Raw genomic sequence first — 16,260 nt, 5'->3', positions numbered from 1 at the left:
TCAGCGCTCGCGCAGCTCCGCGGCATACCCTGACAGGGCACGCTGGTAGGCGAGGGCGTCGTCGTCGCCAGCATGGTGCAGCAGCACGTCGATGAGGTCGGCGACGGAGGACTCGGCGTGTCCGCTGTCGACCCCCGCCAAGGCGCGGAAGGCCTCGACGGCCACGCTGCCCGGACGCTCGGCGCTGAGCTCGGTGAGCAGCGAGTAGGCCAGCTCGGGCTGCCCGGCCACCCGCAGGCTCGATGCCAGCTGGATGCGCGCCCGGTGGCGCTGGGGTTCGCGCAGGCCCGAGGCGAGGGACTCGCGGTAGAGCGGGATGGCGTCCTGCTCCTTGCCCGCCGCGTCGAGCGCGCTGGCGTGCTCGAACACCAGCCGCGGGTCGGACGGGCGCTGGCTCCGCAGGAGGGCGATGGCGTCGATGCGCCGCTGGTCGTCGACCAGCTCCCACACGCCGGCGATCTCCGCCTCGAACTCGTGCTCACCCCGCGCCGCGACCACCTTGGCGCGGATGTCGTCGGCCGTGTCCGGGGTGGCGCCCTGCTCGGCGAGCCAGGACGCGACCTGGGCGCGTTCGGCGTGGCACATCAGCGCCACGACGTCGCCGTCCGCGGCACCCGGCACCAGTGCCTGGAGTCCGGCGAGCTCGGTGTCGTACGACTCGATGTCGGACACTCCGGCCCTCGCCAGGCCGTTTCGCAGGTGCGACTCCAGCTCCTCCATGGTGCGCCCGCGCAGGTAGTGCTCCTTGTGCGCCGCGACGATCCGGTCGGCCCGGAGCCCGGCCACCTCACCGATCGACTCGAGCAGGTCGTCAGTGCGGTCCCCGGCCAGGCCCAACCCGAGGTGCACCTGACCTCCGGGGACCTTCAGGCCATGGGCGACGTCCATGAGGGCTTCGAGACCGGCTTCGTTGTGCGCCAGGTCGACGATGACCGTGATGGCGGACTGGTCGCCGCGCCGCAGCGTGTAGGTGTTCATCCGGCCGGGGTTGAGCTTGTCGTCCGGCGCGAAGGTGCGCAGTCCCTCGACCACCGCGTCGCGCGGAAGCCCGAGCCCGAGGGCTGCAGCCGCTCCCGCGAGGGCGTTGGCGATGTTGTGCTCGGAGAGTCCGGACAGCGTTGCCGGGACGTCGAGGATGCTGACCAGCCGGTCGGGGTCCTGGCCGTTCTCCAGCACCGTGATCGACCCGTCGAGGACCGTGATCGCGCGGCCACCGCTGTCGAGAGACTCGCGGATCGCGGGGGCGTCGGAACGCAGCGTGAAGACCCACGGCCGGGCCTTGATGCCGTTGCGCATCGCCCACACGCGGGGGTCCTCGCCGTTGAGCACGACCCAGCCGCGAGGCTTGGTGGCCTTGGTGACGATCGCCTTGACCTCCGCCAGCTGGTCGACGGTGTCGATGCCCTGGAGACCGAGGTGGTCCGCGGAGACGTTCGTGACGACGCTGACGTCGTTGGCGCTCACCCCCATTCCCTTGAGCAGCATGCCGCCCCGCGCCGTCTCGAGGATGCCGAGCTCGACGCCGGCGGCGTTAAGGACGGCCCGTGCGCCGGCGGGACCGGAGTAGTCGCCTGACTCGACCACCTGGCCCTGCACGACGATCCCATCGGTGGACGACCAGGCCGTGCGCAGCCCGGCGGTCATCCCGATGTGGCCGAGTAGTCGGGTGGTCGTGGTCTTGCCGTTCGTGCCGGTGATCGACGCCACCGGGATCCGCGGCTTGAGGAGCGCGGGACGCTCACCCGGCTCGGTCTGCCCGATGACCAGGCCTTCGTGCTCGATGACGTCGCTGCCCTCGAGCCAGGCCTGCAGGACCGGACCCACTCCGAGCCCGAGCGCGCGCGCCCGCGTGCGACGGCGCCATACGAAGGCCATCACGACACTGGCCGGAGAGCTGCCGGGACGGACCCGCACACCCAACCGGGTCGTCCCGCTCGCGGTCGCGAGCAGGCGCACGGCACGCTCGACCAGACGCATCACGAAGCGCTGGCGCTGCTCGGTGCCCGGAGCGCCGGGACGGGCGCTGCGCAGCTCGATGCGGGCCGCCAGGGCGGCGAGGACACTCTCGTCGGCGGAGAGGTAGCCCGGCAGCTCGAGGCTGACCTTGATCGCGGGCTTGGCGAAGTACAGGTTGGGACCCTCGAGTACCCGCACCTCCGTCACGGCGACGGCGGGTGCCGAAACAGGCTCGGAAGCCGACCCCGGGGCGTGCTCCGGAACAGGCTCGGAGGCGGGCTCAGCGGCGGGCTCAGACGTCATGCATCCGAGCCTAGTAGCGGTCGGTGGGAGGGCCAGCGGGGGCGGTCACTGCCCCATCGCGTGGACGCCGCCGTCGACGTGGACGATCTCGCCCGTCGTCGCCGGGAACCAGTCCGACAGGAGCGCAGCACAGGCCTGGGCCGCCGGAACCGCGTTGTTCACGTCCCACCCGAGCGGCGCCCGCGTGTTCCAGGTGTCCTCGAAGGTCTGGAATCCCGGGATCGACTTGGCGGCCGTGGTGCGGATCGGGCCGGCCGCGACGAGGTTGCAGCGGATCCCCTTGGGCCCGAGGTCGCGGGCGAGGTAGCGGTTGGTCGACTCGAAAGCCGCCTTGGCGACGCCCATCCAGTCGTAGACCGGCCAGGCGAACTTGGCGTCGAAGGTGAGTCCCACGACGCTGCCGCCGTTGCTCATCAGTGGGAGCGCAGCCACCGCAAGGGACTTGAGCGAGTAGGCCGAGGCGTGCATCGCCGTCGAGACGTCCTCGAAGGTGCCCTCCATGAAGTTGAAGGCGCCCTGGGGGGCGAAGCCGATCGAGTGCAGGACCCCGTCGAGGCGGTCGACGTGTTCGCCCAGCCGTCCGGCCAGGCTGTCGAGGTCCTCCGGGTTGGTCACGTCGAGCTCGATGACCGGCGGCGTGGTCGGCAGCCGCTTGGCGATCGTCTGGGTGATCTTGAAGGTGCGACCGAAGGACGTGAGCACCACCTCCGCACCCTGCTCCTGCGCGATCTTCGCGACGTGGAACGCGATCGAGGAGTCCATCAGGACTCCGGTGATCAGGAGCTTCTTGCCCTCGAGCAGCATGTCTGGTGCCTTTCGCTGGGAGTTCGTCGTGGGGTCAGTGTGTGGTGAGAGTGGGACTGGGCTCAGTGGCCCATGCCCAGGCCCCCGTCGACGGGGATCACCGCTCCGGTGATGTATGCCGCGTCGTCACCCGCGAGGAAGCGCACCGCTGCGGCGACCTCCTCCGGCTGTGCGAACCGACCGGCGGGGATCGTGGCCTGGTAGGCCTTCTTGCGGTCCTCCGGGAGCTCGGCCGTCATGTCGGTCTCGATGAAACCGGGGGCGACGACGTTGGCGGTGATGCCGCGGCCACCGAGCTCGCGGGAGATGGACCGGGCCAGTCCCACGAGGCCGGACTTGCTCGCCGAGTAGTTGGTCTGGCCGGGTGAGCCGTAGAGCCCGACGACGCTGGAGATGAAGATGATCCGCCCCTTGCGCTGCTTGATCATCCCCTTCACCGCGCGGCGCGCACACCGGAAGGCTCCGGCGAGGTTGGTGTCGATGACCACGTCGAAGTCCTCGTCGGACATGCGCATCAGCAAGGTGTCACGCGTGACCCCGGCGTTGGCCACCAGGACCTCGATGGGGCCGCCCCAGATCGCTTCCGCCTCGGTGAAGGCCTGGTCGACCGATGCGGAGTCGGTCACCTCGCAGCGCACTCCTTGCAGACCCTCGGGCGGTTCCCCCGAGCGGTGCGTGATCACGACGTTGTCGCCTGCCTCGGCCAGAGCCTTGGCGATGGACAGGCCGATCCCGCGGTTGCCTCCGGTGACCAGCACGTTGCGGCCTGCCATGGATGTCCTCCGTGTGTCTCGGGCGGTGCGTCCGGCGGGCGCGCACCCGCGCTGCGCCTCCGGTCGCGACCTTATCGACTACCCATGGGTACACCGCATCCTGCGGCGCCTATCGTGGACATGTGCCGCGCGCCCACCGCCACCGCCACGACGAGCCCGTCGTGCAGTCGGTGACGTCCGTGCCGGAGTCGCTGGCCGAGGAGCAGGCGGGCCGGATCCGCCGCTACCTGATCACCATGGGCATCCGCACGGCATGCTTCATCGGCGCCGCGGTGACCGCGACGCAGGGCGCTCCGTGGTGGCTCTGGGGCAGCATGGCGGTGGCCGCGATCGTGCTGCCCTACGTCGCGGTGGTCCTCGCCAACGCCGTACGGCCGCGCCCGCAGGGGTCGTCGGCACCGGTGACGCCGCGCGGCGACGGCCCCGAGCAGATCGGTCGTTGATGGACTCGATGGTCTGTAGTGCCAAGGGCTGCCGCAACACCGCTACGTGGGCGCACCTGTGGAACAACCCCACACTCCACACGGTCGATCGCCGCAAGGTCTGGCTGGCCTGCGACGACCACCGGACCTCGCTCGGTGAGTTCCTCTCCATCCGCGGGTTCCTCATCGAGACCGTCCCCGCCGACGCGATCCCCGAGACCGCGGGCTGAGCCCGCCGTCCCGCTGGTCGAGACGACGTGGCAGGTTCTGGAGGCCCTAGCCGCCGATGGCGGACATGGGGCGGTCCGGCTGGACGAAGTCGGCGGTGCCGATGCCGTGGCCGGGGGCCTTGCGCCACATCTCGCCCTGGATGAGGGCGGCCAGCTCTTCATCGCTCGCGCCGCCCCGCATCGGACCGAGCAGGTCCGTCTCCTTCTGGGAGAACAGGCAGTTGCGCACCTGTCCGTCGGCCGTCAACCGGGTGCGGTCGCAGGCGGCGCAGAAGGGCGCGCTGACACTGGCGATGATGCCGACCGTGACGGGGCCCCCGTCGACGAGGAAGCGCTCGGCAGGGGCACTGCCGCGATCGGCAGCCGGCAGCGCAGTGAGCTCGAACCGCTCCCCCAGCCGCTCCCGGATCTCCTCGGAGCTGATCATGGTCGAGGCGTCCCACCCGTGCTGGGCGTCGAGCGGCATCTGCTCGATGAACCGCAGCTCGTAGCCGCGGTCGAGGCACCACTGGAGCAGGTCGGCGACCGAGTGGTCGTTGATCCCCCGCATCGCGACGGCGTTGACCTTCACCGGTGCCAGGCCCGCGGCGGCCGCGGCCTTGAGGCCGAGCTCGACGTCGTGCAGGCGGTCTCGGCGGGTCAGGTCGGCGAACTCCTTCGGGTCGACGGTGTCCAGGCTGACGTTGACCCGGTCCAGTCCCGCATCGGCCAGGGGCTGGGCCAGGCGGTCGAGACCGATGCCGTTGGTGGTCATGGCGATCCTGGGCCGAGGCTCGAGGGCTGCCACACGCCGCACGACGTCGACGAGTGAACGGCGAAGCAACGGCTCGCCCCCCGTCAGCCGGATCTGCTGGATCCCCAGACCCACGAACACCCCGATCACGCGCACGAGCTCGTCGTCGGTGAGCATGTCGGGCTTGGCCAGCCACGGCAGGCCCTCGGCCGGCATGCAGTACCGACAGCGCAGGTTGCACCGGTCGGTCACGGAGACGCGCAGGTCGCGAGCCACCCGGCCGAGCTGGTCCGGCAGGCCCACGGTCCCCTCGGGGGCGCGGGTCTCACCGCGCACACTGGGGAAAGGAAGGCCCGTCATGGTCCCTAGCCTAAGCCGGGTACCGTGAAGCAGTGGTCAAGGTGCTCACATCGCGTCGGTGGCTGGGTGCCTTTGGGGTCGCCCTGGCCTTTGCGGTCGCCGCGTACTTCCTCGGACAGTGGCAGTGGCACCGGTACGAGGCCAAGGCTGCGCGGGCCGACCGCATCCACGCGCACTACGACGCCAAGCCGCGTCCGGTGGCCGAGGTGCTGGGCACCAGGCCCATGCCGCTCGCCGAGGACTGGACCCGGATCACCATGCAGGGCCGGTATGCCGCGGACAAGACGTTGCTGGTCCGCAACCGTCCCTTCGACGGCACGTATGGCTACGAGGTGCTGGTCCCCTTCGTCGAAACCACGGGTGCCACCGTGCTCGTCGACCGCGGCTGGGTGATGAACGCCGAGTCCGCCGAGACCCTGCCGGCCGTGGTGCCCTCGCCGACCGGGACGGTCACGGTGACCGGCTGGCTGCGCCGGTCGGATCCCTCACTGGGCAAGAGCCTGCCCCCCGGCCAGGTCGCGAGCATCAACCTCGCTGAGGCGAGCCGGCAGGTCGGAGCCCAGCTGCTCGGCGCGTACGTCGTCCTGGAGGTGGAGCGGATGCCCGACGGCACGGCACCGGCACGGCCGACGGCCCTGGAGCCACCGGACACGGACCTCGGACCGCACCAGGCCTATGCGTTCCAATGGTGGTTCGCGATGGTGGCAGGGTTCGTGCTGGTCTGGTTCGGCGCCCGCCGCGAGTACCTCGAGGGTGACGACGCGCCGCAGCGGTCCGCCCCCGTCAAACCGAGGAAGGTCCGGATCTGGGACGAGGAGGACGCCTGACAAGCCCGGTCGTCAGGCGTCAGGCGGGGACATCGCTGGCGCGGGTCTCCTGGTCGGCGAACTGCGTGGTGTAGAGGTCGTTGTAGAGACCACCACGCGCAATGAGCTCGCGGTGGGTTCCGCGTTCGACGATGCGACCCTCGTCGACGACGAGGATCTGGTCCGCGCCCCGGACCGTGGACAGCCGGTGCGCGATGACGATCGCGGTCCGGCCGCGCAGGGCCGTGTCGAGCGCCCGCTGGACGGCCGCCTCGGACTCGCTGTCGAGGTGGGCGGTGGCCTCGTCGAGGACGATCAAACCCGGCCCCTTGAGCAGCAGGCGCGCCAGGGCCAGGCGTTGCTTCTCGCCGCCGGACAACCGGTGGCCACGATCGCCCACGACCGTCTCCAGCCCCTCGGGAAGTGAGCCCACCAGGGACCACACCTGAGCTGCCTTCAGAGCCGCCACGAGCTCGTCGTCGGTGGCGTCCGGCGCGGCGTACTTGAGGTTGGCACGGATGGTGTCGTGGAACAGGTGCGCCTCCTGGGTGACCATTCCCACGGTCTGGGCGACCGACTCCAGGGTGGCTTCCCGCAGGTCGACACCGTTGATCCGCACCGCTCCCGTGGAGGGGTCGTAGAGCCGGGCGATGAGCGAGGTGATCGTCGACTTGCCTGCTCCACTGGGACCGACCAGGGCGACGAGCTGTCCCGGCTGCGCCTCGAACGTGATGTCCCGGAGGACGACCCCACCACCCTTGCGGTCACCGGCGGCAACGCTCTCCAGCGAGGCGAGCGACACCTCGTCGGCCGAGGGGTAGCGGAAAGCCACGCCGTCGACCTCGACCCGGACCGGGACGGGGGGCAGAGGTCGGGCATCCGCACGCTCGGTCACCAACGGCTGCAGGTCGAGCACCTCGAAGACCCGCTCGAACGACACGAGCGCGGTCATCACGTCGACGCGCACGTTGGACAGCGAGGTGAGCGGTCCGTAGAGCCGGGCCAGCAGGGCGGTGAGGGCCAGCAGGGTGCCCACGGTGAGGGTGCCGCTGACGGCCATCAGTCCACCGAAGCCATAGACCATCGCCGTCGCCAGCGAGGCCACGAGCGTCAGCGCGACGAAGAAGATGCTGCGGTTCATCGAGATCCGCACGCCCATGTCGCGGACGCCAGCCGCCTGCGCGGCATACTCACGGTCCTCTCGGCGGGGCTCGCCGAACAGCTTGACCAGCAGCGCGCCCGCCACGTTGAAACGCTCGGTCATCCGCGAACCCAGGTCGGCGTTGAGGCCCATCTGCGCATGGGCGAGCCCGGCGAGGCGCTTGCCCATGAGCCGTGCCGGCAGGAGGAAGAACGGCACCAGGGCCAGCGACGCCAGGGTCAGCTGCCAGGAGAGCGTGGCCATCGTCGCGATGATGAGGACCAGGGACACGACGTTGCTCACCACGCTCGAGAGCACCGAGGTGAAGGCCTGCTGGGCGCCGATGACGTCGCTGTTGAGGCGGCTCACCAGGGCTCCCGTCTGGGCCCGGGTGAAGAACGCGATGGGTTGTCGCAGCACGTGTGAGAAGACCTCGACCCGCAGGGAGTAGATCAGCCCCTCTCCGATGCGGCTGGAGTACCAGCGCTCCAGGAGGGTCAGCCCGCCGCTGACCAGGGCGAGGGCAGCCACGACGAGCGCGAGCTCGATGACGACCCCACGGTCCCGCGGCGTGATGCCCCTGTCGATCAGCTCCTTGAGCAGGAGCGGCGTGGCCACCACCAGAGCCGAGTCGATGATCACCAGGACGAGGAAGACACCGATCTCGCGCCGGAACGGTCGCGCGTAGGACCCGACCCGCTTGGCCGTCCCGGGTGCCAGCTTGCGGTCCTTGACGGAGTCGTCGCGGGTCAGCGATCGCATGGCCATCCAGCCCGAGTGGCTCAAGAAACGTCTCCTCTGCTCATGGCGATGGAACGCCGTGCTCGCGACGGCGCATTCCCCATCATGCAGCCCGCCACCGACATTGCGCCGAGCGCGCAACCCGGGGAACCACTGCTGGTCACCCGGCGGGGCCCCGGGACGTCGGGGTGGTCAGCGCGACAACAGCCCGGCCAGGCCGTGCAGCAACCGTCCCTGGGCCTCGCGTTCGAGGCGCAGCTGGGTCTCGCGATCGGTCGACGCTGCACTGCGCAGCAACGGTTTGAGCTCACGCAGTGCGGCCTCGGGTGCGGCGAGGAGGGCGGCGACCAGGTCGGCCGTCGTGGCCTCGAGCGCATCCACCGGCACGGCGACGTTGGCCAGTCCGCTGGCGACGGCCTCGGCAGCCCCCACGAACCGGCCCGTGGCGCAGATCTCCAGGGCCCGCGCCACGCCGACGAGCGACACCAGGGGCGTCGTGCCGGCCAGGTCGGGAACCAGCCCCAGCGAGGTCTCTCTCATGGCGAACTGCACGTCGTCTGCGACAACCCGCAGGTCCGCCGCCAGCGCCAGCTGGAACCCGGCACCGATCGCGTGCCCCTGGACGGCAGCCACGACCACCGCCGGCACGGTTGCCCAGGCCGAGAACCCGCGCTGGAAGTCCTCGATGACCTCGGCGGCGGCCCCGGCACTCTCGGCAGCCATGGCGATCATGTCGACCTCTCCCGGGACTCCCCCGGGCGCGAGCATGCCCCGGTCCAGTCCGGCCGAGAACGACGGTCCCTCGCCGCGCAGCACGACCACCCGCACGGACGAGTCGACCCCGGTCGCCACGGCGGCGAGGGCTGCCCAGAGACTGGGCGTCTGGGCGTTGCGCCTCGCCGCGTTGTCGAGGGTCACCGTGAGGACGGCACCCTCCCGAGAGACGGTCAGGTGCGGGTGGGGCTTGGCTGCATCGCTCACACAGGCAGGCTATCCACCCGCTCGCGGACGTTGTCCGCGCGTTCCAGGACGAGGTGGGCCACCGCCGTGGTCTGGGCCAGTGCCCCAGCCACCATGGACACCCCGGCCCGACCGCAGTGCTGCGCCATGCGGTCACGCAGGATCCCCTCGGCGACCATGAAGGACACCACCACGGTTCGCTCGACCTCGTCGGGGAGCCGCCGCAGCAGCTGTTCGATGGTCGACCCGCCCTCGAGCGCGGCGACGCTCCACGGACCCCACCCCACGCGTGGGTGCTCCGCGAGGGTGCGTCCCACGGTGGCGACGGCGTCGCTGTCACTGGAGCCCGCGGCATACAGGAGCACCGCCGTCGTCGGATCGGGCGAGATCCCTTGCGCAGCAAGGAGCTCCTCGGCAGCGTCGAGCAGCAGCTCGTGCGGCCCGAGGGGAGCGGCCACCGACACCTGCGAACCGGACGCCTGGGTCAGGTCGACGACGGCTGTCGGCACGTCGACCTTGGCGTGGAAGGCGGGCGTGAGCAGCACGGGCACCACGACGGCGTGGGACCCGAGGGTCACCCCGACGTCCCTGGGGCTGGGTGGATGGTGGTCGAGGTATGCCGTGTGCACCGGGCGGTGCGGAACCAGCTCTCGGACGTGCGTGGCCAGGGCTTCGACGCCCTGGGCGTGCCGTGGGTCCGGCGACCCGTGCGCGAGCAGGACGATGTCGGGTTCGGTGGTCACCCGCGTGACGCTACTCCCCCGACAGGTCGCCGAGCCGGTCCCGCAGGCTGACGACCTGGCCCACCACCACGACCGCGGGGGCCTGCACTCCGGCTGCCACGGCGTCACGGGCGGCATCGGCCAACGTGGTGGTGGTCGTGCGCTGCTCCGGGGTCCAGCCGCGTTCCACCAGCGCCACCGGCGTGTCGGCGGCGCGGCCGGCAGCGATCAGGGCCGCGGCGGTCTCGGCCAGCCGGGTGACGCCCATGAGCAGCACCAGCGTCGCGTCGGGAGCGGCATCGGCAGCCGCGGCCAACACGTGCTCGGCGCCCTCGTGCGCCGAGGCCACGACGAAGGACGCGGCGATCCCCCGGTGCGTCACGGGGATGCCTGCGGCCGCTGGCACCGACACCGCCGAGGTCACTCCGGGCACGACCTCGACCGGGATGCCGTGCTCGACGCAGTACAGCGCCTCCTCGCCTCCCCGACCGAGGACGAACGGGTCACCGCCCTTGAGCCGCACCACCCGCTTGCCCAGCTGCGCGTGGTGCACCAGGAGCTCGTTGATGCGGGACTGGCTGACCGGGTGGTTGCCCGGGGTCTTGCCGACGTCGATGACCTCGACGTCCGCCGCCACGGTGCTGAGCAGCCCTCGCGGGCCCAGCCGATCGGTCACGATCACGTCAGCAGCCGCCAGGAGCGAGCGGCCACGGACCGTGATGAGGTCGTCGGCGCCGGGCCCACCACCGACGAGGGCGACCCGTCCCACACCGGCCTGGGGGCCGCTCCCCCGGGCATCCTGGGGGCTGTCGCGCCGCACCCGACGCACTGGGAGGGTGCCGCTGTCGAGCGCGGCCAGGACGGCGTCGCGGACCGCCGTCGCGCGACGGGGGTCGCCGCCCGCGCTGACGGCGATGGTGAGGCCGTCGCTCGCCGCGCCCGCGACACCCCTCGCCACGGCGGGGGTCCAGGCGGAGGAGGCCTCCGCGGCATCGGCGCGCACGCACCAGATGCGGCCCGCATCGGCTTCGCGCGCCACCTGGGCGTCGACGAGCAGGTCGCCGGTCGCGGTGTGCACCAACCACGCGGGCTCAGGCTGGAGGAGGTCGCCGGCCACGTAGTCGCGCTCCTGCCACGTGATCCGGTCGGTCCTGACCAGTGCCGCCAGGTCCTCGCAGACGAACGGTGCGATGAGGTCCACCGCTGCCCCGGCCTCGAGGAGCCCGGCCGTGCGGCGCGCGGCCACGGGTCCACCACCGACGACCACCACCCGTCGCCCCGTCAGGTCGAGGGTCAGGGGGTAGCTGGGCGAGCTCATCAGATGCCCTCTCCGGCGTTGCGGTCCGGAGCGTCGGCCATGCCGGCCGCGAGGGTGGAGCCGTCGGCCTCATCGATGAGCAGAAAGGCGCCAGTGCGGCGCAGCGCGCGGTAGTCGTCGATGGCGACGTCCTCGGCGAGTCGGATGCGGACCCGACCGATGGCGTTGAGGGCGAGGCCGTCAGGCGCTGCGCGGTGCTCCATCGTGGCGATGTCGAGCTGGTCCACGATGTCGTCCACCAGTGCACGCACGGTGCGCGTGCCGACCCTCAGCAGCACGCGGTCACGCTGACGCAGCGGGTGCTCCGACAGGACCGCCACGGTGCCTGCGAGGTTGCGGGTCGTCAGGCTGGGTTCGTCAGCAGTCGCCAGCAGGTCGCCGCGCGACACGTCGAGGTCGTCGGTGAGGCGGAGCACCACCGACTGGGGGGCGAAGGCCACCTCGAGCGACTCCAGCGATCCGTCGCCGCGGGCCCGGTCGATGCCGGCCACCGTGGTGCGGCCGCCGCCGGGCAGGACGACGACCTCGTCCCCAGGGCGGACGACACCGGAAGCCAGCCGGCCGGCATACCCGCGGTAGTCGGGGTGCTCGGCACCCTGGGGACGGATGACGTACTGGACCGGCAGGCGCAGCGGCTGCGCCGAGGGGTCGGTGCCGACCGGCACCGACTCGAGGTGCTCGAGCAGGGTCGGGCCGGTGTACCACGCGGCGCGGTCGGAGCGATCGACGACGTTGTCGCCGAACAGGGCGGAGACAGGCACCGCCGCGACGTCCTCGATCCCGAAACGCGTTGCGTGGCGGGCGAACTCGGCGACGATGTCGTCGAACCGCTGTTGCGACCAGTCGACCAGGTCCATCTTGTTGACGGCCACCGCCACGTGACGGACACCCAGCAGTCCCGTGACTGCGAGGTGGCGTCGTGTCTGCTCGACCACCCCGTGCCGCGCGTCGATCAGGATGAGGGCCAGCTCCGCTGTCGAGGCACCCGTGACCATGTTCCGGGTGTACTGGACGTGGCCGGGGGTGTCGGCGAGGACGTAGGACCGGGTCGCCGTCGAGAAGTAGCGATAGGCCACGTCGATGGTGATGCCCTGCTCGCGCTCCGCCCGCAGGCCGTCGGTGAGCAGCGCGAGGTCTGCGGCATCCAGGCCCCGCTCACGGCTGACCCGCTCGACGGCGTCGAGCTGGTCGGCGAGCACCGACTTGGTGTCGTAGAGCAGCCGCCCGACCAGGGTCGACTTGCCGTCGTCGACCGAGCCGGCCGTCGCCAGCCTGAGCAGGTCGTGGCGTCGCGCGGGGGCCGAGGGGTCCTGGACGGCAGTGGTCACGGGGGTCTGCGCTTCCTGGGTCGAGGGCATCAGAAGTACCCCTGCTTCTTGCGGTCCTCCATGGCGGCCTCGGACATGCGGTCGTCGGCCCGCGTGGCGCCCCGCTCGGTCAGCCGGGAGGCGGCCAGCTCGAGGATCACGCCGGCCACGTCGGTGGCGTCCGAGTCGACGGCGCCGGTGCAGCTCATGTCGCCGACCGTGCGGTACCGGACCGTGCGGCTCTCGACCCGCTCGGAGTCCTTGGGGCCGCCCCACTCACCCGGAGCGAGCCACATGCCGTCGCGGGCGAAGACCTCGCGCTCGTGGGCGTAGTAGAGGTCCGGCAGCGCGATGCCCTCACGCTCGATGTAGCGCCAGACGTCCAGCTCGGTCCAGTTGGACAGCGGGAAGACGCGGACGTGCTCACCGACCGCGTGCTTGCCGTTGTAGAGGTCCCAGAGCTCCGGACGCTGACGACGCGGGTCCCACGCGCCGAAGGAGTCGCGCAGGCTGAACACGCGCTCCTTCGCGCGGGCCTTCTCCTCGTCGCGGCGGCCTCCGCCGAAGACCGCGTCGAACTTGCCGGCCTCGATCGCGTCGAGCAGCGGGACCGTCTGCAACGGGTTGCGGGTGCCGTCGGCGCGCTCGCGCAGCCGGCCGTCGTCGATGTAGTCCTGCACGTGGGCCACGACGAGCCGCACTCCGAGCCGCTCGACCGTCGCGTCCCGGTAGTCGAGCACCTCGGGGAAGTTGTGGCCGGTGTCGACGTGGAGGAGCGCGAACGGCAGCGCCGCCGGGGCGAAGGCCTTCAGCGCCAGGTGCACCATCACGACCGAGTCCTTGCCACCCGAGAAGAGGATCACCGGGCGCTCGAACTCCCCCGCGACCTCGCGGAAGATGTGGATCGCCTCGGACTCGAGGTGGTCGAGGTGGTCGAGGGTGTACTCGGCGGGCAGCGCCCGCGCGGCGGTGGTCGTCGTCATGTGTGCAGCCCGCATTCGGTCTTGTCCTTGCCGGCCCAGCGGCCGGCCCTGGCGTCCTCGCCCTCGGCGACCGGACGGGTGCACGGGGCGCACCCGATCGAGGTGTAGCCCTCCTGCCGCAACGGGTTGAGGAACACCCCGTGCTCCTCGACGTAGCGGTCCACGTCGTCGTCGGTCCACCCCGCGATGGGGTTGAGCTTGACCATCTCGCGACGCTCGTCCCACCCGACGATGCCGATGTCGGTGCGGGTCGGCGCGTCCACCCGTCGCATGCCCGTCACCCAGGCCTGGTGGGTCGAGAGCGCACGGTTGAGCGGCTCGACCTTGCGCATCGCGCAGCACTGGTCGGGAGCACGGTCGTGCAGCTTCTCGCCGTACTTCGCGTCCTGCTGGGCCACCGTGAGCAGGGGCAGGATGGTGCGGATCGTGATGGGCAGCATGGCTTCGTAGGCGTCGCGGGTGCCCAGCGTCTCGGCAAAGTGGTAACCCGTGTCGAGGAAGAACACGTCGGCGCCCGGGATCGTGGTGCCCACGAGGTGCACCAGCACCTCGTCGCCCATCGACGAGGCGACGGTGAGGTGCTCACCGAACGTCTCCTGCGCCCAGCGCAGGGCCTCACGGGCCAGCTCCACGCGGGCCTGGTATGCCGCGTCGCCGGACGTCTCGGCGCCGCTGGCCTCGAGCGCGGCGAACCTGTCACCGCCCTCGGCGGCGAGAGCGCGCAGCGCGTCGGCCGGACGGGTGTCGCTGGTGACCGCGGTCATGGCTTTCCTCCCTGCAGCTCGGCTTCCTCCCGGAGGCGACCCGGGATGCGGGTGGTGTCGAGGGCCGCCAGCTGGACGGTGAACACCCGCGCGCAGGCGTTGCAACGCCAGCCGCCGCGAGGCTCCTCCACGGGTCGCAGGTCCTCCTCGGCGCAGAACGGGCAGTAGTAGATGACGCTCCCGCGCGGCGCGTCACTCATCGGAGGTCGTCCTCCTCGGCGCGATGGGCCCAGTGCGCGAACGACTCGTCGCCCTCTCGCTGCCCGACGAACCGTCCGGCGAGCCGCTCGACGTACTCGGGCAGGTCCTCGGCGCGGACCTTGAGGGCACGGGTCTTGCGGGCCAGCTGTGGCTCGGTGCCGAGGCCGCCGCCGAGGTGGACCTGGAAGATCTCGACGAGGTGGCCGTCGTCGTCGGTCTGGACCATGCCCTTGAGGCCGACATCGGCGACCTGGGTGCGGGCGCAGGAGTTCGGGCAGCCGTTGATGTGGATCGAGAACGGCACGTCGAAGTCGGGCAGCCGACGCTCCATCTCGGCGATGACCGTGTGGGCACGTGCCTTGGTCTCCACCAGCGCCAGCTTGCAGAACTCGATGCCGGTGCAGGCCATCAGGCCACGTCGCCACTCGCTGGGGGCGGTCGGCAGGCCGAGCTCGTCCAGACCCGCGGTGAGGGCGGCGACCTCGCCCTGCGCAACGTCGAGCACGAGCAGCTTCTGGTGGGCGGTGAGCCGCACGCGACCCGAGCCGTGCTTGGCAGCCAGCTTCGCGACGGCATACAGGGTGGTGCCGCTCACGCGGCCGGCGATGGGAGCGACGCCGACCCAGAACCTGCCGTCCTGCTGGGCGTGCACGCCGACGTGGTCGCGACGGTGTGCCGAAGGCGGGGGTGGTGCAGGTCCGTCGGTGAGGGTGCGCTCGAGGTACTCCGTCTCGAGGACCTCGCGGAACTTCTCCGGTCCCCAGTCGGCCATCAGGAACTTCAGCCGGGCACGGTTGCGCAGCCGGCGGTAGCCGTAGTCGCGGAAGATCGAGACGACGCCCTTCCAGACCTCGGGGACCTCCTCGAGCGGCACCCACGCGCCGAGTCGCTGGGCGAACATCGGGTTGGTGGACAGTCCCCCACCGACCCACAGGTCGAACCCGGGACCGTGTTCGGGGTGCTGGACCCCGACGAACGAGATGTCGTTGACCTCGTGCGCGACGTCCAGGCTCGGGCTGCCGGAGATGGCGGTCTTGAACTTGCGCGGCAGGTTGGAGAACTCGGGGCTGCCGATGTAGCGCTCGAGGATCTCGCGGACCGCCGGGGTCCCGTCGAGCACCTCGTCGGCGGCGATGCCGGCCACCGGGGAGCCCAGAATGACGCGAGGGGTGTCGCCACACGCCTCCGCAGTGGTGAGTCCGACGGCTTCGAGGCGCTTCCAGATCTCGGGGACGTCCTCGACCCGGATCCAGTGCAGCTGGATGTTCTGCCGGTCGGTGATGTCGGCGGTGTCGCGGGCGAACTCGGTGCTGATCTGGGCGATGGTGCGGAGCTGGTCCCCGTCGAGCGCGCCGCCGTCGCTGCGGACCCGGAGCATGAAGAACTCGGCGTCCAGCTCGCTGGGGTCCAGGGTGGCGGTCTTGCCGCCGTCGATGCCGGGACGGCGCTGGGTGTAGAGCCCCCACCAGCGCATCCGCCCGCGCAGGTCCTCGCCCGTGATGGAGGCGAACCCCTCCTTGGAGTAGACCTCCTCGATCCGCGCCCGAACGTTGAGGCCGTCATCGGCCTGCTTGAACTCCTCGTTGGCGTTGAGAGGGGTGCGGTCGCCGTCGGCCCAGGCGCCAGTGGCCTTGCCTGCCTGCCGCTGGGGTCGCGTGGGGGTCTGCGTCACCCAACCATTGTGCCAATCCTGTTATGGATTGCATAACCGTCCATTATTCGACCGCAATCCCCAC

Annotated in this window: 16 protein-coding genes; 3 read left to right on the top strand and 13 right to left on the bottom strand. The window is 71.2% G+C overall.

The window, feature by feature from the left end:
- The 3 genes from AC1DS4_RS02505 to fabG all read right to left on the bottom strand — a co-directional run bounded on the left by AC1DS4_RS02505 (window position 1) and on the right by fabG (window position 3,836).
- Complete coding sequence (locus AC1DS4_RS02505) at window positions 1-2,259, bottom strand: tetratricopeptide repeat protein (protein ID WP_477632125.1); 2,259 nt, start codon at window positions 2,257-2,259, stop codon at window positions 1-3.
- 45 nt (window positions 2,260-2,304) lie between these two features.
- A complete protein-coding gene (gene fabI / locus AC1DS4_RS02500; protein WP_477612862.1) occupies window positions 2,305-3,063 on the bottom strand; it encodes an enoyl-ACP reductase FabI in 759 nt (252 codons plus the stop codon).
- Between the two features lie 62 nt (window positions 3,064-3,125).
- Window positions 3,126-3,836 carry a 3-oxoacyl-[acyl-carrier-protein] reductase gene (fabG, locus tag AC1DS4_RS02495; protein ID WP_477612861.1) on the bottom strand — a complete coding sequence of 237 codons (711 nt, stop codon included), beginning with the start codon at window positions 3,834-3,836 and terminating at the stop codon, window positions 3,126-3,128.
- 122 nt (window positions 3,837-3,958) lie between these two features.
- Between fabG and AC1DS4_RS02490 the strand changes: the two genes are divergently transcribed.
- Window positions 3,959-4,279: a DUF3099 domain-containing protein gene (locus AC1DS4_RS02490; protein WP_477632124.1), complete on the top strand. Its 321-nt coding sequence runs from the start codon at window positions 3,959-3,961 to the stop codon at window positions 4,277-4,279.
- Window positions 4,279-4,488: a hypothetical protein gene (locus AC1DS4_RS02485; RefSeq protein ID WP_477612859.1), complete on the top strand. Its 210-nt coding sequence runs from the start codon at window positions 4,279-4,281 to the stop codon at window positions 4,486-4,488. Before AC1DS4_RS02490 ends, AC1DS4_RS02485 begins: the two co-directional genes overlap by 1 nt.
- A gap of 46 nt (window positions 4,489-4,534) precedes the next feature.
- Here the strand turns inward: AC1DS4_RS02485 and moaA are convergent, their stop codons facing one another.
- Window positions 4,535-5,581 (bottom strand): GTP 3',8-cyclase MoaA, encoded by a 1,047-nt coding sequence (moaA, locus tag AC1DS4_RS02480; protein ID WP_477632123.1) that lies wholly within the window; start codon window positions 5,579-5,581, stop codon window positions 4,535-4,537.
- A gap of 32 nt (window positions 5,582-5,613) precedes the next feature.
- Between moaA and AC1DS4_RS02475 the strand changes: the two genes are divergently transcribed.
- Window positions 5,614-6,408, top strand: coding sequence for an SURF1 family cytochrome oxidase biogenesis protein (locus AC1DS4_RS02475; RefSeq protein WP_477632122.1), 795 nt, complete (start codon window positions 5,614-5,616; stop codon window positions 6,406-6,408).
- A gap of 19 nt (window positions 6,409-6,427) precedes the next feature.
- Here the strand turns inward: AC1DS4_RS02475 and AC1DS4_RS02470 are convergent, their stop codons facing one another.
- The 9 genes from AC1DS4_RS02470 to AC1DS4_RS02430 form a co-directional block, all read right to left on the bottom strand.
- Entirely contained in the window at window positions 6,428-8,296 is a 1,869-nt protein-coding gene (locus tag AC1DS4_RS02470; RefSeq protein WP_477632294.1) for an ABC transporter ATP-binding protein, read from the bottom strand.
- Between the two features lie 165 nt (window positions 8,297-8,461).
- Window positions 8,462-9,250 carry an enoyl-CoA hydratase/isomerase family protein gene (locus tag AC1DS4_RS02465; RefSeq protein ID WP_477632121.1) on the bottom strand — a complete coding sequence of 263 codons (789 nt, stop codon included), beginning with the start codon at window positions 9,248-9,250 and terminating at the stop codon, window positions 8,462-8,464.
- Window positions 9,247-9,972: a sirohydrochlorin chelatase gene (locus tag AC1DS4_RS02460; RefSeq protein WP_477632120.1), complete on the bottom strand. Its 726-nt coding sequence runs from the start codon at window positions 9,970-9,972 to the stop codon at window positions 9,247-9,249. The genes AC1DS4_RS02465 and AC1DS4_RS02460 overlap by 4 nt, the downstream gene beginning before the upstream one ends.
- A gap of 10 nt (window positions 9,973-9,982) precedes the next feature.
- Window positions 9,983-11,269 carry a uroporphyrinogen-III C-methyltransferase gene (cobA, locus tag AC1DS4_RS02455; protein WP_477632119.1) on the bottom strand — a complete coding sequence of 429 codons (1,287 nt, stop codon included), beginning with the start codon at window positions 11,267-11,269 and terminating at the stop codon, window positions 9,983-9,985.
- Window positions 11,269-12,627, bottom strand: a complete 1,359-nt coding sequence (locus tag AC1DS4_RS02450; RefSeq protein ID WP_477632118.1) for a sulfate adenylyltransferase subunit 1 — start codon at window positions 12,625-12,627, stop codon at window positions 11,269-11,271. The genes cobA and AC1DS4_RS02450 overlap by 1 nt, the downstream gene beginning before the upstream one ends.
- Window positions 12,627-13,559 carry a sulfate adenylyltransferase subunit CysD gene (gene cysD / locus AC1DS4_RS02445; protein WP_477612852.1) on the bottom strand — a complete coding sequence of 311 codons (933 nt, stop codon included), beginning with the start codon at window positions 13,557-13,559 and terminating at the stop codon, window positions 12,627-12,629. Before cysD ends, AC1DS4_RS02450 begins: the two co-directional genes overlap by 1 nt.
- Entirely contained in the window at window positions 13,556-14,323 is a 768-nt protein-coding gene (locus AC1DS4_RS02440; RefSeq protein ID WP_477632116.1) for a phosphoadenylyl-sulfate reductase, read from the bottom strand. Before AC1DS4_RS02440 ends, cysD begins: the two co-directional genes overlap by 4 nt.
- Window positions 14,320-14,523 carry a hypothetical protein gene (locus tag AC1DS4_RS02435; RefSeq protein ID WP_477612850.1) on the bottom strand — a complete coding sequence of 68 codons (204 nt, stop codon included), beginning with the start codon at window positions 14,521-14,523 and terminating at the stop codon, window positions 14,320-14,322. The genes AC1DS4_RS02440 and AC1DS4_RS02435 overlap by 4 nt, the downstream gene beginning before the upstream one ends.
- Window positions 14,520-16,196, bottom strand: a complete 1,677-nt coding sequence (locus AC1DS4_RS02430; RefSeq protein ID WP_477612849.1) for a nitrite/sulfite reductase — start codon at window positions 16,194-16,196, stop codon at window positions 14,520-14,522. Before AC1DS4_RS02430 ends, AC1DS4_RS02435 begins: the two co-directional genes overlap by 4 nt.
- Between the last annotated feature and the right edge of the window lie 64 nt (window positions 16,197-16,260).

It is taken from the genome of Pedococcus sp. P3_C7, assembly GCF_056402615.1.
This window is presented reverse-complemented; position numbering and strand designations above follow the sequence as displayed.

What these genes read in the sequence shown, in the direction of transcription:
- AC1DS4_RS02505 (WP_477632125.1), bottom strand. Translation starts at nt 2,259, where the DNA reads ATGACGTCTGAGCCCGCCGCTGAGCCCGCCTCCGAGCCTGTTCCGGAG.
- fabI (WP_477612862.1), bottom strand. Translation starts at nt 3,063, where the DNA reads ATGCTGCTCGAGGGCAAGAAGCTCCTGATCACCGGAGTCCTGATGGAC.
- fabG (WP_477612861.1), bottom strand. Translation starts at nt 3,836, where the DNA reads ATGGCAGGCCGCAACGTGCTGGTCACCGGAGGCAACCGCGGGATCGGC.
- AC1DS4_RS02485 (WP_477612859.1), top strand. Translation starts at nt 4,279, where the DNA reads ATGGACTCGATGGTCTGTAGTGCCAAGGGCTGCCGCAACACCGCTACG.
- moaA (WP_477632123.1), bottom strand. Translation starts at nt 5,581, where the DNA reads ATGACGGGCCTTCCTTTCCCCAGTGTGCGCGGTGAGACCCGCGCCCCC.
- AC1DS4_RS02470 (WP_477632294.1), bottom strand. Translation starts at nt 8,296, where the DNA reads ATGGCCATGCGATCGCTGACCCGCGACGACTCCGTCAAGGACCGCAAG.
- cobA (WP_477632119.1), bottom strand. Translation starts at nt 11,269, where the DNA reads ATGAGCTCGCCCAGCTACCCCCTGACCCTCGACCTGACGGGGCGACGG.
- AC1DS4_RS02450 (WP_477632118.1), bottom strand. Translation starts at nt 12,627, where the DNA reads ATGCCCTCGACCCAGGAAGCGCAGACCCCCGTGACCACTGCCGTCCAG.
- cysD (WP_477612852.1), bottom strand. Translation starts at nt 13,559, where the DNA reads ATGACGACGACCACCGCCGCGCGGGCGCTGCCCGCCGAGTACACCCTC.
- AC1DS4_RS02440 (WP_477632116.1), bottom strand. Translation starts at nt 14,323, where the DNA reads ATGACCGCGGTCACCAGCGACACCCGTCCGGCCGACGCGCTGCGCGCT.
- AC1DS4_RS02435 (WP_477612850.1), bottom strand. Translation starts at nt 14,523, where the DNA reads ATGAGTGACGCGCCGCGCGGGAGCGTCATCTACTACTGCCCGTTCTGC.